Source organism: Flavobacterium sp. XN-5 (assembly GCF_008033395.2).
Classification (GTDB): domain Bacteria; phylum Bacteroidota; class Bacteroidia; order Flavobacteriales; family Flavobacteriaceae; genus Flavobacterium; species Flavobacterium hiemivividum.
The window spans coordinates 1,087,073-1,106,402 of sequence record NZ_VOGZ02000001.1; the positions used below are offsets into that span (position 1 = coordinate 1,087,073).

Below are 19,330 nucleotides of genomic sequence, written 5' to 3' on the forward strand. Positions count from 1 at the left end.
AAAATAAATGGATTACAATAGATGTGGGAAAAGTGGTTTATTACTGCCGCAAATTTCTCTAGGATTATGGCATAACTTCGGTTCAGTAGATAATTTTGAAAACGGAGAAAGTATCGTTAAAGAAGCTTTTGATAAAGGAATTACACATTTTGATTTAGCTAATAATTACGGACCAGTACCAGGTTCCGCAGAAACTAATTTTGGTAAAATTCTGAAGAATAATTTCCAAGGAAATTTACGTGATGAAATGGTAATTGCGACAAAGGCAGGATTCAAAATGTGGGAAGGTCCTTATGGTGAATGGGGATCTCGTAAATATTTACTAACCAGTTTGAATCAAAGTTTAAAACGAATGAATTTAGAGTATGTGGATATCTTTTATTCGCATCGCTATGATCCAGATACCCCTTTAGAAGAGACAATGATGGCATTAGACTATGCGGTACGAAGTGGCAAAGCTTTGTATGCGGGAATTTCTAATTATCCAGCTGAACAAACGAAACAAGCTACTGAAATTCTGAAACAACTAGGAACACCTTGTTTGATTCACCAAGAAAAATATTCGATGTTTGTACGTACTTGTGAGGAAGGTTTGCTAGACGTTTTGGAAGATAAAGGCGTAGGCTGTATTGCGTTTTCTTCGTTAGCACAAGGATTGCTTACAGATAAATATTTAAATGGAATTCCGGAGAATTCACGAGCTTCAAATCCGAATGGATATTTACAATTAGAGGAAGTTTCAGAAGAGAAAGTTCAAAAAATTATTGCTTTGAATGCAGTTGCAAAAAACAGAAACCAATCTTTGGCACAAATGGCCTTGGCTTGGCTGCTCAAAGACGATCGAATAACTTCAGTTTTAATTGGAGCGAGTTCAGTAGGACAGTTAAACAACAATATTGATAGTTTACAAAATCTTGATTTTACGCAAGACGAGTTGAATGCAATTGAGCAAATTTTGAAATAAACAAACGCTATTCGATAAAGTGGGCAACTAATAAAGTAAGGCTTCTGTTTTTATAACCGGAGCCTTTTTATATTTAAAAGTAAATTGATACATAATGATGCCCAATTTTGAATTGGCAATGACCATTTTTGGCTAGCTCCTCTACAGCACAATATAACCATTTCAATACAGTAAACAAGTACACGAGAATTTGCCAATCAATGGCCTTTTACTTTGGTATATATTAACTTTATGACAGTATTAAATTAGCGGACTGCCATACTAGAATGAGGAAGATACCTAAACGATAGATGTAAATTCTAAATGAAGAAATGTGTGTTATTATCGGCAAACCTATTGACAAAAAAGTATTATAAAACTTAGTCTTATAAGCTTAATTTTCATAATTCAAATAAATATTTTAATTATGAATAAAAAAGCAATTTATAAAACTGTATGTACAATAACATTTGCATTGATGGGAAATATTATTTTCGGTCAAATCGACAAAGATGCAACTAAAGAAACCAAAGCATTATACAAAAACCTAAAGGAAATTTCTAAAAAGAATATTCTTTTTGCACATCAACATGCTACTGAATATGGTCATGGTTGGAATGGAGATGTCAATCGCTCGGATGTTAAATCGGTAACTGGATCTTATCCTGCGATGGTTGGAGTTGATTTTAGCGGGTTATCTGGGAGACCAGAAGCAGATATCGAAAAAACTAAAGAAGACTTAAGAAAAAATGTGGTAGACACTTACAATAGAGGTGGAGTAACGACAGCTGCATGGCATTTTTCAAATCCAGCTTCTGAGGGTGGGTTTTATTGGAAAGATGGGGTATCTTTAGCTTCAATGGCACTGATCAAACCTGGAGGTTCAAAACACGAAGAATATAAAGAAATTCTAAAAAATATAGCTGATTTTGCTAATTCTGTAAAAGGGAGAAATGGTAAATTGGCTCCTATAATCTTTAGGCCTTATCATGAATTTGATGGGGAATGGTTTTGGTGGGGAAAACCATACACCTCTCGTGAAGATTTTATTGCTGTCTGGCAATTCACCGTTTCTTACTTAAAAGATACGTTGGGGGTTCATAATTTCATATATGCATATTCACCCGATAACAAATTCAATACTGAGGAAGAGTTCTTAGAGCGTTTTCCTGGTAATGACTATGTAGATATGGTAGGAATGGATAACTATGGTGACTTTGGAAGAGATGGGGATTATAACATTGAAAGAGCCATCATGAAACTTAAAATTGTTTCAGATTACGGTATTAAGAATAATAAATTAGCGGCATTAACAGAAACTGGATTAGAAACGATTCCAAATCCAACGTGGTGGACAGAAACTTTACTAAAAGTGTTGAAGTCTGAAAACATGCAATTATCATATGTGTTAGTTTGGAGAAATGATACTCAAAGTCCAACACATTTTTATGCACCATTTCCGGGACAAGTTAGCGCTCCTGATTTCTTGAAATTCTATAATGATCCTTATACTATTTTTGAAAAAGATTTAAAGAAAATATACAGACGTAAATTTTTAGGGATTTTCTAATTTCGCCTGATTTACAGCCTACTCCCGAAATAGTGATGTAGAATTAAAAAAACAGTAATAACCATTAGTTATACACTGCCCCAATATAGTTAGACGCTATTTGGGGGCATTTTTAATCTAGGAATAAATATGAGGTTAAAAAAAGCAGTAGTACTAGGTAGTTGACTATTATGAATAGTTAATTGAATCTTTGATAATTAACTTAAAAAAAACTTACTAACACTTATCATAATATTGAAGTCTTCCATTTGGAGAGCGAAATATAATAGTTCCTTTTTTTTTGTTTTCTGCTGTTTTAATAGTACCAAAAACACTGCTTTGAATCATGCTATCAATAGAATAATATATAATCAATTGTTTAAAATTAAAGATACGCAAAATAAAAAATCCTAATTTCCTTTAATTTTTCGGATTAATGTCCTCCAGTAATTTTGGCATCAAAACTAATTCCTTGACCTCTAAGAATTCCGCTTACTTTCCATGCATAAAAAGCCAGATAGACAAAACACATCACACCTACAATATAACTGTTTTGGATACCTATGATTTCAGAAATAAATCCCTGAAACCAGCTGACAACCCCACCACCCATAATCATCATGATAAGGAAACTACTTCCCTGACTGGTTTTGTCACCTAGTCCGCTTACAGCAAGAGTAAATACACAAGGCCATAATGTACTACAGAATAGACCAACACTAGTAATAGCATATACACTTACCATACCGTTAGTGAACATTCCTATCAAAAGAGCTGTTATTCCTAAAGACGAAAAGATAAGCAACATTCTGGCTGGATTTCCTTTGCTGGCTATGTCTGCGGCAATAAGAACTAGAATAATCAATCCATAAATATAAAATGGAATCAAATCGTGTTTAGCAATTGCATTTACAGCAAGAAAAACACCAAAAGCCAAATAGGGAGCAATAAAACGCAGAATTTTTTGCAGACTGATATCATTTGTAAAAGCTTCAACAGCCCCAGTCCAACGACCAATCATTAAACTTGCCCAGTACAACGAAATATAAGGAGCCACATCCTGTGTCAGAAACCCAAGATGTGTTTCCATGTAGGCTGGTAAGTTACTAGCGGTAGAAACTTCGACACCAACATAAACAAATATGGCTATCATACCTAAAACCAGTTGAGGATATTGCAAAGCTGATTTTCTAGTAGGATGTGATTCGTCTACTATTTCAATTATTGTTTTTGGTCGATCAGGAAGTGAAGAAAATTTTAATAAAACAGCCACAACAAAGAATGCTAAACCTAATATTAAATAAGGAATTTTTACACTCTCGATACTTAAGTTGCTGGTGCTATTTGGATGAGCTCCGAAAATGGCAAAACTTACAATCAGTGGACCAATTGTGGTTCCAAAATTATTGATTCCTCCTGCCATGGTAAGGCGTTGTGAACCAGTTTTGATTGGGCCAAGAGCAATTGCCAAAGGGTTGGCCACAGTTTGTTGCAATGAAAAACCAAGGGCAACAACAAACAATCCCGAAAGCATTAATAGAAACGAACCTGTATTTGCTGCTGGATAAAACAGTAAAGTTCCTATAGCCGAAATCGTTAATCCCAAGGACAAACCGTTTTTGTAACCTATCTTGTTTACTATATCTTCTTTGATTAGTACCGAAACACCATTGTAGATTAAAGCTCCAACGGTATAAGCAATATAAAAAGCCAAAGACACAAGTTGACTTTCTCCCTGAGATAAATCAAAGGCTTGTTTAAACACAGGGATTAAAATGTCGTTACTGGCAGCTACAAACCCCCAAAAGAAGAATACAATAGCTAAAGGGATAAATTGTCCCCATTTCGTTTTTGTGGTTTCTGAATTCATTATATTTTAGACTACGTGTTTTATAATTAACCACACCAAGCGTTAAGTTTCTATTTTAGTCGAAAATTATACTTTTTTACAATTTTCAATGTTGATTTATCAGATGAGAAAACCGAATTCAATCCTTGCGGTTCTTGCGGTGGGTCCGTAGTTAAAGGATCACCAGCGCTCCATTTACCATCTTTGTTCACTGCTTTTCCTTCACCTCCAAAGCCCCAGAAATTTGCGGCTTGTAAAGAGCCATTGTTCTTTTTGCTTTTTACGATTCTGCTAAATATATAGCTGTAAAAGACATCTCGATAGGCAACTGAAGCCTCTGCTAGTAAACTTTCACTTGCTCTTGGCAAACCAAATTCTTCAATAATAATTGGCCTATTTAAGTTATTAGCAACTACAACATGTTCATCAATATAGGCTTCCGCTTTTTCCAAAGTAGATTCTATTGTCCTTTCAGGATCTTCCGCATTAAACCATCCCCAATTTTTTGGCCAAATATGCATGGTCAAATAGTCAATATTTGGATTCTCATGTGTTCTTTGGAATGTCTCCATACTGTCATTTGAACTATTTCTTCCTTCAGAGCCAGTCGAAATCAAGTGGTTTTTATCTAAACTGTCAATCAAATTAACAATATTGTTCAGCCAGTCTGTGAATTTTTTCTCATTTTCAGCTGTAAAGGTGCGTGGTTCATTACCTACTTGCCAAGCCATAATTGTATTGTCTTCGGTGTATTTTTTGTTCGTATAAGCGTTAGTTCTTCCAATAATAAATCTTACATGATTTGCCAAGGATTCCATACAAGGTTCACAACTATGAAATTGCTCAGTATAACTCATGAATTCAGGCCAAGTGTTTGGAGCAATATTTGGAATTGGAATTGCTCCATGACCATTCCACTCTAAATATTGTGACATACCTCCAGACCATTCCCAGTTATTGGTTAGGTAAAGTACTGCATACATTTTGCGCTTACCCATTTCGGCCATTAAATAATCCAGTCCGTCAAGTAAATCTTCATTATATTTTCCCTGCTCGTATTGTAAAGCAGGGGTAACAGTATAATCATAGGTCCCTCCTTCGGCCCCAACTAATATTCTTAAGTTATCGATTTTGTTTTTTTTCATTAAGTCCAATTCACGACCTAAACGTTTTCTATCTCCAACCGATTTTGAAGCAAGTAACGAACCATACCAATAGTTTGTTCCAACATATGAATAAGGTTTTTTACCTTTGAAAAACTGAGTGCCTTTTACTGTAATTCGTGCTTGATTTTGTGCGGTATTCTTTGTTGATGTAAAAAAACAAAGAAGTAAAAAAATAAGAAATAGTACTTTTTTCATGATTTTTTATTTAAGAGCTTTGTCCTACTATTCATTGAAATTCAATGAAAGTAATTTACTGTTTCAGGACTATAGCTTAAAGGTTACATTGTTAATTTGGCAACACATACATTTGAGGTAAAGAATTCACCAATACCGATTTTGGTTTCGTTGCAAAACTTTTAAAATCTGCAGCATTTGAAACCTCAGGTGTTGGAACATAATAGCCGTTTGAGGTATTATTCCAGAACATGACAAAACTAATTTCGGTACTATTTGCAGTTAATGCATTGTATAAAAAGGTGGAGAACCATCCTGAAATTGCAGCGTTAGTAGAAGTAACCTGATAACCTGTTTCAGTCATAGCTGCAATTTTCACTTTGGTTTTAGCCAATTCAGAAACCACTTTAAGTTTAATATTTGCACGATCTGAACCAAGTTGACCTTGATTGTTAAAATCACCGTAGTTATCCATTCCAAGAATATCAACATAGGCATCACCTGGGTAGCGACTTAAATAAGCTGCTGCAGTCGAATAGGAATTATCAGGTGAAAATGCATATAAAATATTATGAACTCCTTTAGTGTTTTTTAGGTAATCCACTGTGAATTGAAAAGCAGTTTTATACTCCTCAGGAGAACAATAATTTGCTCCCCACCAGAACCAGTTTCCGTCAAACTCGTGAAACGGTCTAAAAATAATAGGGATTAATTCTCCCTTACTTCCTTTTAGATTAGAAACAACAGAGGCTATTTTATCTAATTTTGCTATGTACCAATTGTGATTAGAGCCTCCAGGTAAAATACTTCTGAAAGCTGTCGCTTTTTCCTCAGGAGTCATGTCATTGGCATAAAAACTATATTCTTTGTTTGGTTCTCTTAGATGCCAGCAAAACACATTTATCATTCCCTTGCTGTAGGCCAGTTTAGTGTCATCAGTAATCTTTTTTTCTTGTTGGTAAAACCAATTGTTTGCTTGGCCATTATTGTTTTTATCTGTAATAAACATAAAGTCAGAGCCAAGAAGAGCAGGGTCGTTTCCCGTCGTTTTTTTAATGTCAGATAGTAAAGAAGAGCCATTGTTGTAAAATGCATTGAAAGCATCTTGCTGACCAATGGCAAATTTGGTTTTAGCCAGTTTTTTTAAATTATAAAACATAGCAACGGTTTCCGCAGTTGCATTGGCATCTACCATATATGTTTTAACATTGATTGTAGTTAAAGCATCCGCTTGAGGGACAGGTACAGTAGTTGGCGGTGTTTCAATAGCATCATCATTCGAACAACTGGAAATCAGAAAAACGAAAAAAATAACTATTAAACAAAAAGGGGATTTATTCATATTTTATAGTGTTAATACGGTTAATTACTTCAATACAAGCTCGACCATTATGATATGGGCATTTCCAAAATCCAGCTTTGTCTTTTTCTATTAAAGAATAATCCGCATTTACTCCCCAATGCCATTCTCCATTTTTTGCATCAAGAATATATTTCTTTGTGAATTCCCAATTTTTAAGAACGGTATCTAGATAAGTTGTGTCACTAGTTAATTGATACGCATTGAAAAAGCCAATCATCAATTCTGCCTGGGGCCACCAGTGTTTCTCCGCAATTAGTTCATTGTTTCCAGGGTCTAATTCATACCACAGCCCACCGTCTTCATCAATTCCTTCATAGGTTGCATCTGTAAGTTGTATGGCATGCTTTTCATAACGTTCAATTAAAGTAGAGTCTCCAGAAATCTCTGCACATTGTAGTAATAGCCATGCTGCCTCGATATCATGTCCATATGAAATAACATCTGGATTTTCATTCCAGTTTTCATCAAAAAACAGTTTTAAATGACTAGTTTCTTTGTTTATAAAATGGACATCTATAACTTCGAGTAATTCAACAATGTCTTTGAGTAAGGTTTTGTCTTTCCAAACAGTGTACAAGTTTGCATAGGCTTCTACGATATGCAAATGTGTATTCATTGTTTTCTTTTCGTTTGCATCTTTATCACTCAAACGTAAATCGTCAATGTTTTGCCAATCGCGTGTAAAAGCTTCCAAGTATCCTTTGTTTATCGAATCATAACTATGCTTTTGAATTTTGTTGTACAAATTAATGGCTAATTCAAGTGCCTTTTCATCTTTAGAAATAGAATAATATTCAGACATGCCATATATTACAAAGGCAATTGCATAAATTTGGTTCTTGGTGTCTTTTGGAGTCCCATCGGGATGGAGACTCCAAAATATTCCGCCAAATTTGGTGTCGTAAAAATGCGTTGTAATATAGTTAAAAGCTCTGGTTGCATTTTTTTTATGTTCTTCGTTCTTAGTCAGTTTATAGGCTGAGGAATATGTCCAAAGGATGCGTGCATTAAGGACAGATCCTTTTTCGGATTCAGCATTAATAATCTCATTAAAATCGATTTGACCAATAAATCCATCGTTTTTATTATCCAAAGTAAATTTGGACCAATATCCCAAAATAGCATCGAGCTCAGTAGTAAGCTCTGCTTGTAATTGTTTTAATTGCATAGACACGCTTATAAAATTGCTTTGTTTTTATTTATTTGTTCAATAATAGTATTTACTGAACCTGCAGATGTAAAACTGTCTTCGGGAGTGTTCATTACATAATCAACTAGTTTCTCAACTGATGAAACAGCTACATGCATTCTTGTATCTGAAGAGGCATAATAGATAAACACAGTTCCATCTTCATCTTCAATCCAACCATTAGAAAACAATACATTCGAAACATCTCCAACTCTTTCTATTCCTTCTGGAGCCATAAAATGTCCAGCTGGTTTATGAGTTACTTTCGAAATATCATTTAGATCAGTCATAAACATATACAAGGTATAGCGTAGTCCTGCCGCCGTGTTTCTCACACCGTGTGCTAAGTGCAACCATCCTTTTGGCGTTTTAATTGGAGCTGGTCCTAGACCATTTTTTAGTTCGTAAACGGTATGATACTGCTTACCGTAGATTATAGTTTCGTCTTGTACAATTGGATTTGACATATCATCGATATAACCAAGTCCAACACCTCCTCCATTTCCGATATCAATAAATCCATCTTGTGGACGGGTATATACTGCATATTTTCCGTTTACGAATTCTGGATGAAAAACTACATTTCTTTGTTGTCCAGTATTTGAAATTAAATCAGGCAAACGTTCCCAATTAACTAAATCTTTAGTTCGCACTATTCCTGCATTTGCAATAGCGGAGCTCGTATCTCCTTTAGGAGCATTAGGATCTTTTCGTTCTGTGCAAAAAATTCCGTAAATCCATCCATCTTCATGATTGACTAAACGCATATCGTATATATTTGTATCCGGGTTTCCTTCAATTTGAGGAATTACACAGGGTTTTTCCCAAAATTCAAAATTGTCAACACCGTTTGGACTTTCAGCAATAGCAATGAATGATTTGCGATCAAAACCCTCTACACGAACAGCAAGAATATATTTGTTATTCCATTTTATAGCTCCCGAATTTAGAGTGGCATTGACACCAATTCGTTCCATAAAGTAAGGATTAGTAAACTCATTTAAATCATATCTCCATTCAATTGGAGCATGATTGCCTGTAATAATAGGGTTTTTATAGCGTGTGAAAACTCCGTTACCAACAGCTGATTGAGGCTCATTTTTTTGCTCGATCAATTGTTGAAATTCATTTCTAATTTCAATTTTTCTTTTTTGAAAATCTGTGTTTATTGTTTTTGTATTCATAATCGAAAGTTCTAAAATCAAGTAATTATTTAATTAGTTAAATTTCTTTTTTCATCAAGTTCTTGTCCGATGAGTTGTAATTTCTTTTCGGTCAGTGGGTAGAATAATATAAAAAGGACTGAGATCACTGCTGCTGCTGCGGGGAAAATGCTCAACATGAGTTGAATTCCATTTTGTGTTACTGCAGTTTGCTCTATATTTGCCTGAAAGCCATAATACGCAAGAAGCCATCCAGTTGCTGCTCCACCTATAGTCCATCCAAACTTTTGAGACATGGAGGAAGCTGAGAACACTAATCCCGTAGCTCTACGTCCTTGCTTCCATTCAGAATAATCAGCACTATCAGCATACATTGACCATATTAGTGGAAAAATACAACCAGCGCAAATGCTTATTAATACTTGGAAGGACATAATAAGGAATAGGTCTTCTTTTCCAAAAAAATAAAAAACAACACTTAAGATAGCTGCCAAAGTCATAGCACCAAAAAAGGTGTTTTTTTTACCAATTTTATTTGCGATTGGTGTAGCGGCAATTACTCCAATAATATTAGCTGCTTGCCCCAAAACAAAGTATAATGAAGTTGGTGTCATGGCAAAAGATTCTCCAAAAAGATTAATGCTATAACTTACCGTATTACTGACATAGTATTTAAAGTAATAAACAGCTGCACCATCACGGATTGAGTTGAATACTAAGGCTCCGATTCCTGCTCCAAGAAGAATCCACCAAGGTTTGTTTTTCCATAAATCATTAAGGTCTTCCTTTAAATCATTTTTCTCATCAGAAATGGGTTGAACTCTTTCTTTAGTTAGGAAAAAACAACCCCAGAAAAAGATGGTTGTGATAGTTCCAAAAACGATTATCGTGTACAACCAACCTGTTTTTGAATTCATGTTTCCGCCAAAATGATTTACCAATGGTTCAATTAACCAAAGAGCCAATAAACTTCCTGCAAAAGCGAAGACCATTCGATAGGACGAAAGAGTAGTGCGCTCTTTTCTATCAGATGATATCACACCTAGCAATGAGGCATACGGAACGTTGATAATAGAATACACCATCATCATTGATGAATAAGTTACATAGGCATAGATTATTTTTCCTTTTTCATCAAAATCTGGTGTGTAAAAGGTTAGTATTCCAATAATAGCAAATGGTACTGCTGTCCATAAAAGATAGGGTCTGAATTTCCCCCAACGAGTCTTTGTACGGTCAGCAATAATCCCTACCAAGGGATCAAAACAGGAATCCCATATTCTCGTTATCAGAAACATAGTCCCAACAACAGCAGGCGCTAAACCGAAAACATCAGTGTAAAAAAACATGAGATACATACTGAATATCTTCCAAAACATGGAGGAGGCAGCATCTCCCAAGCCATAACCAACTTTTTCTTTTATACTTATTTTGTTGTGCATTTTTTAGAGTTTAATGTTAAAAAGTTTGATAAAATATCTATTATATAGGCATTCTTTTGCAGCTTCTTTTTCGAATAAAATATTATCAAGATTGTAAAACTTCAGGAAGTCTGCTTCACTTTTATGCCCTTTGTAAGGAGCGTAATAATGCATTTTGTTTTCTTTTTCTTGCCAGCCGTGATTCCTCCAAACCAATACATAAGAGATTTTATAGTCCCCAATAGCTTTCATTAATGTATTTGTCCACCATTTATCATAAGGAATCGTTTCATAGCCAGTCTCTGCAAATGCCATAATTTTATTTTCTTCTTTGGCTACTTCATTCATGATTTTAAATTGTTTCTGACAACTCTCAATAAACGAATTATCAATAATAGGATCTGAGTATTGGTACTTGTCAAAACTCAGAATATCAGCATAATCACTACCAGGGTAATACTCTAAAAATTCCTCTTTGCTATTGAAATCAGCCGTATTATAGACATATATCAAATTATGTAATCCTTTTTGCTGAAAATAATCTATAGTAAACCTCCATAAAGTTTTAAATTCTTCTGGGCTGGCATTATTTTTACACCACCAAAACCAGGTTCCTGTTAGTTCGTGATAAGGACGATATAGTATTGGAATTAATCTCCCTTTTTTATCTTTTAGGGTTAACATATATTTAGCAGCCTCATCCAACCAACCTTTGAATTTCTCATGACTTTCTCCACCTGGTAAAGCTGAAGCCAGCGATTTTGGAGTAGTGTCCCATGCGTCATTTCCCGTAAGTGGATTGTCAAAATGCCAGCTAAGGGTTATTACACCTCCTCTTTCATGACCATCTATTATATATTGTCTCATTTTGTCAAATGGAACGTCGTCAGTGTTAATTGGAGATTTGTTTTCTATACCGCCTAGATCCCATCCATAAACAGAAGGGTAGTCACCTGTGATTTCTTTGACATCACTTCTTCCTGCTTCATATCTCCAATTTACTCCATAAGCCAAATCATCCTGATGCCCAAAGAGGATTCCTTTATTGATATTTTTTTGTAGATTCTTGTAAAGAATAGTAGTTTTTCTTGTCGCTTTTTTATCTAAAAGAGATGATTTAGTATTTGTTTTTTGGGCCTCAGCCTGATAAAAGGTTGCGACTATAAGTCCAATTAGAAGTATTCTTATTTTATTTTTCATAGTTTTAAAATATTAAATATTGCGTGCTAAGACTACTTAATTACATGCTTTTGGTTAAATTTAATAGTTGGTAAAATTCTGCAAAAAGTATCGATATTATAAATAAAAAACATTAAAAATCCATTTTATGTTATTTTTAAAAACATTAAATGAGAATTTTGTAAATTTATAATTCAAAGGTAATTCGAAAGTTCAGGTATAATTAATAGTATATTATCAATATTATATCATATTATTGCAAATAAAAAATAAGACATGAGTAAGTTAAGTAAATTTTACAGAGAAATCCCACCACTTTCACCTCTAGATAGCTTTTTAGTATTTGATAGAGTTAAGGATACTTTTGATTTTCCAGTGCATTATCATCCTGAATTTGAGATTAACTTTATACTAAATGGTAAAGGAGTAAAACGTGTTGTAGGTGATAATATTGAAGAAATTGACAGTGTAGAACTGGTTCTTATTGGGTCTAATTTGTATCATGGTTGGGAATTAAACACCTGTACAACCAAAAAAATTCGTGAAATTACAATTCAATTCCACAATGATTTATTTCATGACTCTTTGTTATCTAGAAGAATTATGACTCCTATAAAGGAAATGTTTAATAGATCTATTCATGGCATATTATTTTCTAAAAAAATAGCAGAAGAACTTACTCCAAGATTAATTAAACTTTCCAAATTAGACGGAATGGATTATTTTCTAGAGATTACATCTATATTGTTTGATCTTGCAAATTCAAGAAACCAGAGGCTTTTATCAACCTACACTGTTGATTATGATACCTTTGAAGATTATGACAAAATGAAGTTAGTATACGATTATGTGCAAAAAAACTTTACTGAAAAAATAACACTTGAAGACGTTTCTAACGTTGCCAGTATGACAAGTATATCCTTTAATAGATTCATTAAAAAACGTACAGGAAAAACTTTTGTCAATTATATTAATGATATCAGAATTGGATACGCTGCAAGATGGTTAGTTGAGAAAGACATGAGTATCTCTGAAATCGCATTCAAATCTGGTTTTAATAATATTGCTAATTTTAACAGAAGCTTCAAAGCAATAAAAAAACGCACCCCGAGCCAGTATAGAGAAGATTTCTCTGGGTTGAAGCGAATATTGTAAATCATACTCCCCTTTTTTCTATACCATCGTAATTGATGGGATTCCCTCCTACTTCTGATATATTAATTATATATATTCTATTTATTTGTCTTTAAAATTATATATGGTGTAAATAAATCCATATATAATTATCGATTTATAGTTTTTATTAGTGTTAAAGTAAAAATATTATCATTAATTGATATTATACTATTAATTCAACGTATGCATATCCTATACATTTGTAAACGTAAATTATCATTTAATTGACATTATCTGATTTTAGAACGTCTAATCTGAGATTTGCAACATTTTTAACTAACTAACTATTTATTATGAAAAAAGTTTTAATTAATTTAAATCATTGGAAAGCAAATGGCAGAATTGTTCCACTGGTGTTAATTTTATTGCTCGCTAGCGGGTTTGTTTCTGCACAAACAAAAATTTCAGGGGTTGTTTCTGATAATGATGGACTAACATTACCTGGTGTGAACATTTTCGTTGTTGGATCTACTAAATCCGTATCAACAGATATGGACGGGAAATATGAGATTGATGTACCGACTACAGCGTCATTGACATTCTCTTTTATTGGGTATCAAACTCAAAAAATTGACGTAAAAGGCAGGTCAAGAATTAATGTAATATTAGTTAGCGATTCACAAGCTTTAAATGAAGTTGTTGTTATAGGGTATCAGACATTAAAAAGAGGTGATGTTAATGGATCAATATCAAGCATAAAGGCTGAGGATTTGGACGATATTCCGCAAGTGAGTGTAGATCAATTACTACAAGGTAGAGCAGCTGGGGTTGTAGTTACTAATAATTCAGGACAACCTGGTAGTAGTGTTTCTGTAAAAATTCGTGGAGCCTCTTCTTTAGGTGGATCAAATGAACCTTTGTATATTATTGATGGTGTCGCTATATCTGGGGATTCCAATAATCAAGCGACTAGTGGGCGACCTATATCTGCTGCTTACTCTAATGCAAATGCATCTAGTGTAACTGTTAGTCCTTTGTCTTTGATTAATCCAAACGATATCGAATCTATTGATATCCTGAAAGATGCTTCTGCAACTGCTATTTATGGTTCAAGAGCTGCAAATGGAGTTGTAATTGTTACTACCAAAAAAGGTAAAAAAGGAGAAGGTAAATTTTCATATGATTCATTTTTATCTATTCAAAAGGTAACAAATTTGTTGCCTACGATGAATTTACAACAATATGCTACACAACAAAATGCTCTTGCTGAAGTTTTTGGAAATGCACTAAGACCAGAATTTGTAGATCCGAGTTTATTAGGAAATGGTACTGATTGGCAAGATGAAGTTTTTAGGACTGCTCACATGAAAAGCCACCAAATATCCTATTCAGGCGGTAATGATTCTTCAAATTATTATATTTCTGGAGGTTTTGTTGATCAAGAAGGTACAGTAATTGGGTCGGCTTACAAAAGATATAACTTTAAGACCAATGTTAATTCTACTGTAAAAAGTTGGTTAAAAGTAGGGGCGAATATTGCGGTTGGACTATCGGATGATCAATTAACTTTAAACGGTAACACTTCTGGTATTATTAGTACAGCCTTGTTTGCAGCTCCAGATGTAGCTGTTAGAAATTTGGATGGTAGTTATTCAGGACCACCTGTTGGAGGAAATCCTTTAGGTGATTTTATAAACCCTATTGCTCAAGCGTTAATTAATACCAACACATTAAATAGAAAAAACTTTTCTGGAAACTTCTTTTCTGAATTCAAATTATTTAAAGGATTAGAATATCGCGTAGATTTAAGTGCTAGTACTGAATTTACAGAAGGCGAAGAATTTAGACCTACTTATGTATGGGGATCTAGAAGAAATGATATTTCTAATTATCTAGAGAGAAAGCAAGATTGGTATAGTATAAACGTAAAAAACATATTAACTTATAAAAATTCATATAAAAATAATAATTTTAATTTTTTATTGGGACATGAGACTAATGATGGTCACTGGAAAGGAAATTCGTATTCTATTTCAGGATTAGCTAGTAATGATTTACCTTCTATTGATAATGGAGATTTAAAAACAATAGCTGCTTCAAATTATCAAGGAAGCGCTAGTTTACTGTCTTATTTTTCACGTTTAATATATGATTATGATAATAAATATGGAATTAGTGCCTCATATAGAGCAGATGGTAGTTCAAAATTTGCCACTGGAAATAAGTGGGGATTTTTCCCATCTGTGGCGCTTTCTTGGAAATTATCAAATGAACCTTTTATGGAGGGCACTAGGGATTATGTTGATAATATCAAGTTCAGACTTGGTTATGGAGAAACGGGTAGTCAGGAAACTTCAGGAGGACAGTACACCTCAAATATCCAAAATATGGCTGTAGTAGGCGGTATCGCTTATTTGGCAGACAATATTGCAAATCCTAATGTAACTTGGGAAACTTCAGTTCAAAAAAATCTTGGTATCGATTTTACAATGTTCCATTCAGCATTGTCAGGTACAGTTGATGTGTATCAAAAAGTTTCAAAAGGGTTTTTGTTTCCTTTACCATTGCCAGGAATTATTACTGGATGGCCTGGACAAAGTTATAGAGGAGCTATCAATTCTCCAATAGCAAATCTTGGAAGTATGGAAAACAAAGGAATAGATGTTTCATTATCTTATTCTAAAAGATTTAATGATAGTTTTAATTGGAATTCAACAATTATTTTCTCTAAATATGAAAATAAGTTGTTAGAAATGAAAGATAATGTTGTTTTGTCTGCCTCTGCAGATTTGACAGACAATGACTCTAGAGTAGTCACTAATACTTTCGTAGGCGGAGCTATTGGTCAGTTTTATGGTTTTGAATCATTAGGAATATACAGAACAGCAGATGCTGCTGCTGCGGGACCTAAAGTAAGATTAGGTAATTCTGATATTGCAAGCCAAGCTGGAGATGTAATTTATAGAGATATTAACGATGATGGAGTTATTTCAGACGCTGATAAAACACAAATAGGTGATCCAAATCCTGATTTTACTTTTAGTTGGAATAATACTTTTAAATTCAAAAACCTTGATTTAGGGATTTTTGTAAGTGGTACTCAAGGAAATAAAATAATGAATTTAACTAGACGTTATGGAACTCTAAATGGTTCATTATATAAAAATCAATTAGCGGAAGCTGGAGATTTTTATTCAGAAACAAATACAAATGCTTCATTACCTAGACCTACAAATTTAGACAAGAGCGACCCTAACACTTATATATCTAGCCGTTATGTTGAGGATGGATCTTATATTAGATTACAAAACGTAACATTTGGATATTCATTTCCATCAGCTTTAATTAAAAAAATACAAATTTCTAAGCTAAGATTATACACAGGTATTCAAAATCTTTACACTTTTACAAAATACACTGGATACGACCCTGAAGTAGGTTCTCTTAATCAAAATGTTAGGTTATCAGGTATCGATAATGGACGTTATCCTTCACCTAGAACTTTTACTTTTGGTTTGAATGTTGAATTTTAATAAAAACATATTATGAAAAAATATAAAAATAATTTTAAATTACTAGCTTTATCATTAGTAGTTGTACTATCATCTTGTTCTGATGACTTTATTGAACGACCTTCTGAAGATTCATTTAATTCAGAAAATTTCTTTGCCACTGATGCACAAGTACAAAACACTACACTTGCTTTCTATAGTAGAATTTGGTGGGATTTTGATAACAAATGGAATGCTTGTATTGGTGACTTGGGTGCTGGAAATATTGTTGGTGGAGCTGATGGAAATGACTTATCAGAATTTAAGTTAACTTCTGCTTCTGAAGCCATAAGTACTCCATGGTATGTTAGTTATAGTGTGATTGCTCAATCTAATAATATTATTAATAATCTGGCTAAAAATGCTGGTCCAAATGTTTCCCCACAAGCAATCAATACTGCTATAGCAGAAGCACACTTTATGAGAGGTCTTGCTTATTTTTACTTAGTTAGGATTTTTAAGGAAGTTCCAATTATAGAGGATAATCTTGCAGTAGCTTCTGAGCCATTTTTATATCCTAATTTTGAATCTGATGTTTACACTTTAATCAAAAAAGATTTTTTATATGCAGCCAATAATTTGCCCGTAAAAATGAGAGGCTCAAACTATGCAAATAATATTAAAATATCAAGTGGTACTGCTAAATCATTTTTAGCAAAAGCGTGTTTGCAAAACAAAGATTATACTGATGCCGCTAAATATGCAACCGAAGTTATAGATAGTGGAGAGTTTAAATTGTTAGGAACATCGGATGTTCCAGGAACTACTTATAATGATCTATTTACCTATAAGTACAATAACAATGAAGAGACTATCTTCGCATGGCAACATGAAGCAAGAGGATATTTTTTCAGTAATACAAACACGATACAATATGGAATTCCTAACCTGACACTTACAAATTATGGTGCAACTTATGTTCCTTCAGTAGATTTACAAACTGCTTTTACAGCAAGTGGGGTTTCAGATGTAAGAAGAAAAGCATCTTATATGAAAGTTGGTGATTCTTACCCTGAATTGCTTTCAGATTCGGGACAAGGTTTTACCATGACTGAAGATTCATACCCTGATGGTTACAATACTAGTAATGCTTTTATAAAAAAATATGTTATTGGAAAACAAACTGGTGCCACTGGAGCGATGGATGGTAATGGTTCTTCATTAACGACTTATGTAATGAGGTATTCAGATGTTTTATTGATTCAAGCAGAAGCTTTGCTTGCGGGTGCTGCTTCGACTACTAATCCTGTTGCATTAGCATCATTTAACAAAGTAAGAAATAGAGCTGGATTACCTTCTGTAACTACAATTACAAAATTAGGATTACTTAATGAAAGAAGATTGGAGTTTGCTTTCGAAGGACAATATTGGTATGACTTACAACGCTTGCCGAGCAATGAAGCAATAGCTTTAATTTCGGCTCAGGACAGAGGCAAATTTGGTACTGTTTTAAATGTTACACCAAAAGCTGCAGATTTGTATTTTCCAAAACCAGCGGATGAGTTGATAAATAATCCCAATTTAGGAAAACCAGCCGTGGCATATCAGTCAAACTAAAATTTTAAAAATAAAATTATAAATTATGAAAAATTTTAAAAATTTCAAATTATTGAGTTTTTTCGTTATTGCCTCAATGTTTATTATAGCCTTGAGTTCTTGTACAAAAAACGATGATGATGCTTCAATGACAAATTTGAGTATCATAAGTGTTAGTAAGGCATTAAACGGTTCTCCTAATAATAGTAGTCCAGAAAACAATGATTCACTTACAAGTGTAGGATACCCTAGTAATATGTACATCATTAGAGGTACAGGTCTAAGTAAGGTGAGACATGTATATTTTAATGATTTAGAATCATCTTTCAATCGTACATTGGTTACGGATAACGTCATGTTTGTAACCATTAATAAAAACACTCCGTACACAGATGTGTCTAATCTTTTAAAATTAGTTTCAGATTCAGAATCTGCTACCTATTCATTTGTAGTAGGTCCTCCTGCACCTATATTTAGTTCTTTCAACCCTATCAACGCAGTTGCGGGTGACATAATGACTATCAAAGGAGAGTTTTTCTTGGATCCAATAGTTAAATTTGGTGATATTGATGCCGAAGTATTAGCTGGTGGTACATTAAATGAAATTCAAATTAAAGTACCTGCTGGAGCAGATAAGAAATTATTAACAGTAAGAACTATTTCAGGAACTACAACTTCTACTTATGCTGTTGGTACTGCTATTTTTGATGATATATTCTACAGTCCGTGGACAATTGAATCATGGAATAACCATAGTTATGAAACAGTTCCTAATGCCCAACAAGGAAATGTAGTGATTAAAAAGACGATGGCTGCTTATGATAATATGCAAGGAAATTGGGATTGGGATGAGCAAATAGCTGACTATAGAGGAATCCGAATTTCTATTAAAGCTCAAAAACCAGGTCAGCTTAAATTCATTTTTAATGGAGATTGGTCAGAAAGAAACATGTTAGATGTTACCACTGAATGGACTACTTATGTTATTACTTGGGATAAGTTAGGAAACCCTGCTGCGGTTCAAAATATATCATTTCAAAATTTCACAAAAGTTGGAAATGATGGTGCTGAAAATACATTCTATATAGACAATGTAGGCTATGCATTAAAATAATAAAAATGGTTTTTTGG

General features: G+C 33.7%; 13 protein-coding genes. 6 read left to right on the top strand and 7 right to left on the bottom strand.

Going from position 1 to position 19,330, the window contains the following annotated elements; translation table 11 throughout:
* Nucleotides 1–7 precede the first annotated feature (7 nt).
* A complete protein-coding gene (locus tag FQU23_RS04855) occupies nucleotides 8–964 on the top strand; it encodes an aldo/keto reductase (RefSeq protein WP_147672824.1) in 957 nt (318 codons plus the stop codon).
* A gap of 406 nt (nucleotides 965–1,370) precedes the next feature.
* The gene (locus FQU23_RS04860; RefSeq protein ID WP_147672825.1) at nucleotides 1,371–2,513 is read left to right on the top strand and encodes a glycoside hydrolase family 26 protein; all 1,143 of its coding nucleotides are present in this window, start codon (nucleotides 1,371–1,373) and stop codon (nucleotides 2,511–2,513) included.
* A gap of 412 nt (nucleotides 2,514–2,925) precedes the next feature.
* On the opposite strand, the gene FQU23_RS04865 is transcribed toward FQU23_RS04860, so the two are convergent.
* The 7 genes from FQU23_RS04865 to FQU23_RS04895 all read right to left on the bottom strand — a co-directional run bounded on the left by FQU23_RS04865 (nucleotide 2,926) and on the right by FQU23_RS04895 (nucleotide 12,017).
* Complete coding sequence (locus tag FQU23_RS04865) at nucleotides 2,926–4,362, bottom strand: MFS transporter (RefSeq protein WP_147672826.1); 1,437 nt, start codon at nucleotides 4,360–4,362, stop codon at nucleotides 2,926–2,928.
* 50 nt (nucleotides 4,363–4,412) lie between these two features.
* Nucleotides 4,413–5,702 carry a glycoside hydrolase 5 family protein gene (locus FQU23_RS04870; RefSeq protein ID WP_147672827.1) on the bottom strand — a complete coding sequence of 430 codons (1,290 nt, stop codon included), beginning with the start codon at nucleotides 5,700–5,702 and terminating at the stop codon, nucleotides 4,413–4,415.
* Between the two features lie 91 nt (nucleotides 5,703–5,793).
* Nucleotides 5,794–7,023, bottom strand: a complete 1,230-nt coding sequence (locus tag FQU23_RS04875) for a glycoside hydrolase family 26 protein (protein ID WP_147672828.1) — start codon at nucleotides 7,021–7,023, stop codon at nucleotides 5,794–5,796.
* Complete coding sequence (locus tag FQU23_RS04880) at nucleotides 7,016–8,212, bottom strand: AGE family epimerase/isomerase (RefSeq protein ID WP_209282313.1); 1,197 nt, start codon at nucleotides 8,210–8,212, stop codon at nucleotides 7,016–7,018. Before FQU23_RS04880 ends, FQU23_RS04875 begins: the two co-directional genes overlap by 8 nt.
* A gap of 8 nt (nucleotides 8,213–8,220) precedes the next feature.
* Nucleotides 8,221–9,417 carry a glycosidase gene (locus tag FQU23_RS04885; protein ID WP_147672830.1) on the bottom strand — a complete coding sequence of 399 codons (1,197 nt, stop codon included), beginning with the start codon at nucleotides 9,415–9,417 and terminating at the stop codon, nucleotides 8,221–8,223.
* A gap of 29 nt (nucleotides 9,418–9,446) precedes the next feature.
* On the bottom strand, nucleotides 9,447–10,838 hold the full coding sequence (locus FQU23_RS04890) for an MFS transporter (protein WP_147672831.1): 1,392 nt from the start codon (nucleotides 10,836–10,838) through the stop codon (nucleotides 9,447–9,449).
* A 3-nt stretch (nucleotides 10,839–10,841) separates the two neighbouring features.
* The gene (locus FQU23_RS04895) at nucleotides 10,842–12,017 is read right to left on the bottom strand and encodes a glycoside hydrolase family 26 protein (protein ID WP_147672832.1); all 1,176 of its coding nucleotides are present in this window, start codon (nucleotides 12,015–12,017) and stop codon (nucleotides 10,842–10,844) included.
* A 255-nt stretch (nucleotides 12,018–12,272) separates the two neighbouring features.
* Between FQU23_RS04895 and FQU23_RS04900 the strand changes: the two genes are divergently transcribed.
* The 4 genes from FQU23_RS04900 (at nucleotide 12,273) to FQU23_RS04915 (ending at nucleotide 19,313) form a co-directional block, all read left to right on the top strand.
* Complete coding sequence (locus tag FQU23_RS04900) at nucleotides 12,273–13,151, top strand: AraC family transcriptional regulator (protein ID WP_147672833.1); 879 nt, start codon at nucleotides 12,273–12,275, stop codon at nucleotides 13,149–13,151.
* A gap of 314 nt (nucleotides 13,152–13,465) precedes the next feature.
* Nucleotides 13,466–16,645, top strand: coding sequence for a SusC/RagA family TonB-linked outer membrane protein (locus FQU23_RS04905; protein ID WP_147672834.1), 3,180 nt, complete (start codon nucleotides 13,466–13,468; stop codon nucleotides 16,643–16,645).
* Nucleotides 16,646–16,657: 12 nt separating this feature from the next.
* Nucleotides 16,658–18,220 (top strand): RagB/SusD family nutrient uptake outer membrane protein, encoded by a 1,563-nt coding sequence (locus FQU23_RS04910; protein ID WP_147672835.1) that lies wholly within the window; start codon nucleotides 16,658–16,660, stop codon nucleotides 18,218–18,220.
* A 25-nt stretch (nucleotides 18,221–18,245) separates the two neighbouring features.
* Complete coding sequence (locus tag FQU23_RS04915; protein WP_147672836.1) at nucleotides 18,246–19,313, top strand: hypothetical protein; 1,068 nt, start codon at nucleotides 18,246–18,248, stop codon at nucleotides 19,311–19,313.
* Nucleotides 19,314–19,330: the final 17 nt, after the last annotated feature.

Bases quoted from the DNA above. Each gene is read 5' to 3' on its own strand.
- FQU23_RS04900 (WP_147672833.1), top strand. From the start codon at position 12,273: ATGAGTAAGTTAAGTAAATTTTACAGAGAAATCCCACCACTTTCACCT.
- FQU23_RS04870 (WP_147672827.1), bottom strand. From the start codon at position 5,702: ATGAAAAAAGTACTATTTCTTATTTTTTTACTTCTTTGTTTTTTTACA.
- FQU23_RS04895 (WP_147672832.1), bottom strand. From the start codon at position 12,017: ATGAAAAATAAAATAAGAATACTTCTAATTGGACTTATAGTCGCAACC.
- FQU23_RS04875 (WP_147672828.1), bottom strand. From the start codon at position 7,023: ATGAATAAATCCCCTTTTTGTTTAATAGTTATTTTTTTCGTTTTTCTG.
- FQU23_RS04865 (WP_147672826.1), bottom strand. From the start codon at position 4,362: ATGAATTCAGAAACCACAAAAACGAAATGGGGACAATTTATCCCTTTA.
- FQU23_RS04855 (WP_147672824.1), top strand. From the start codon at position 8: ATGGATTACAATAGATGTGGGAAAAGTGGTTTATTACTGCCGCAAATT.
- FQU23_RS04905 (WP_147672834.1), top strand. From the start codon at position 13,466: ATGAAAAAAGTTTTAATTAATTTAAATCATTGGAAAGCAAATGGCAGA.
- FQU23_RS04910 (WP_147672835.1), top strand. From the start codon at position 16,658: ATGAAAAAATATAAAAATAATTTTAAATTACTAGCTTTATCATTAGTA.
- FQU23_RS04860 (WP_147672825.1), top strand. From the start codon at position 1,371: ATGAATAAAAAAGCAATTTATAAAACTGTATGTACAATAACATTTGCA.
- FQU23_RS04880 (WP_209282313.1), bottom strand. From the start codon at position 8,212: ATGCAATTAAAACAATTACAAGCAGAGCTTACTACTGAGCTCGATGCT.
- FQU23_RS04885 (WP_147672830.1), bottom strand. From the start codon at position 9,417: ATGAATACAAAAACAATAAACACAGATTTTCAAAAAAGAAAAATTGAA.
- FQU23_RS04915 (WP_147672836.1), top strand. From the start codon at position 18,246: ATGAAAAATTTTAAAAATTTCAAATTATTGAGTTTTTTCGTTATTGCC.
- FQU23_RS04890 (WP_147672831.1), bottom strand. From the start codon at position 10,838: ATGCACAACAAAATAAGTATAAAAGAAAAAGTTGGTTATGGCTTGGGA.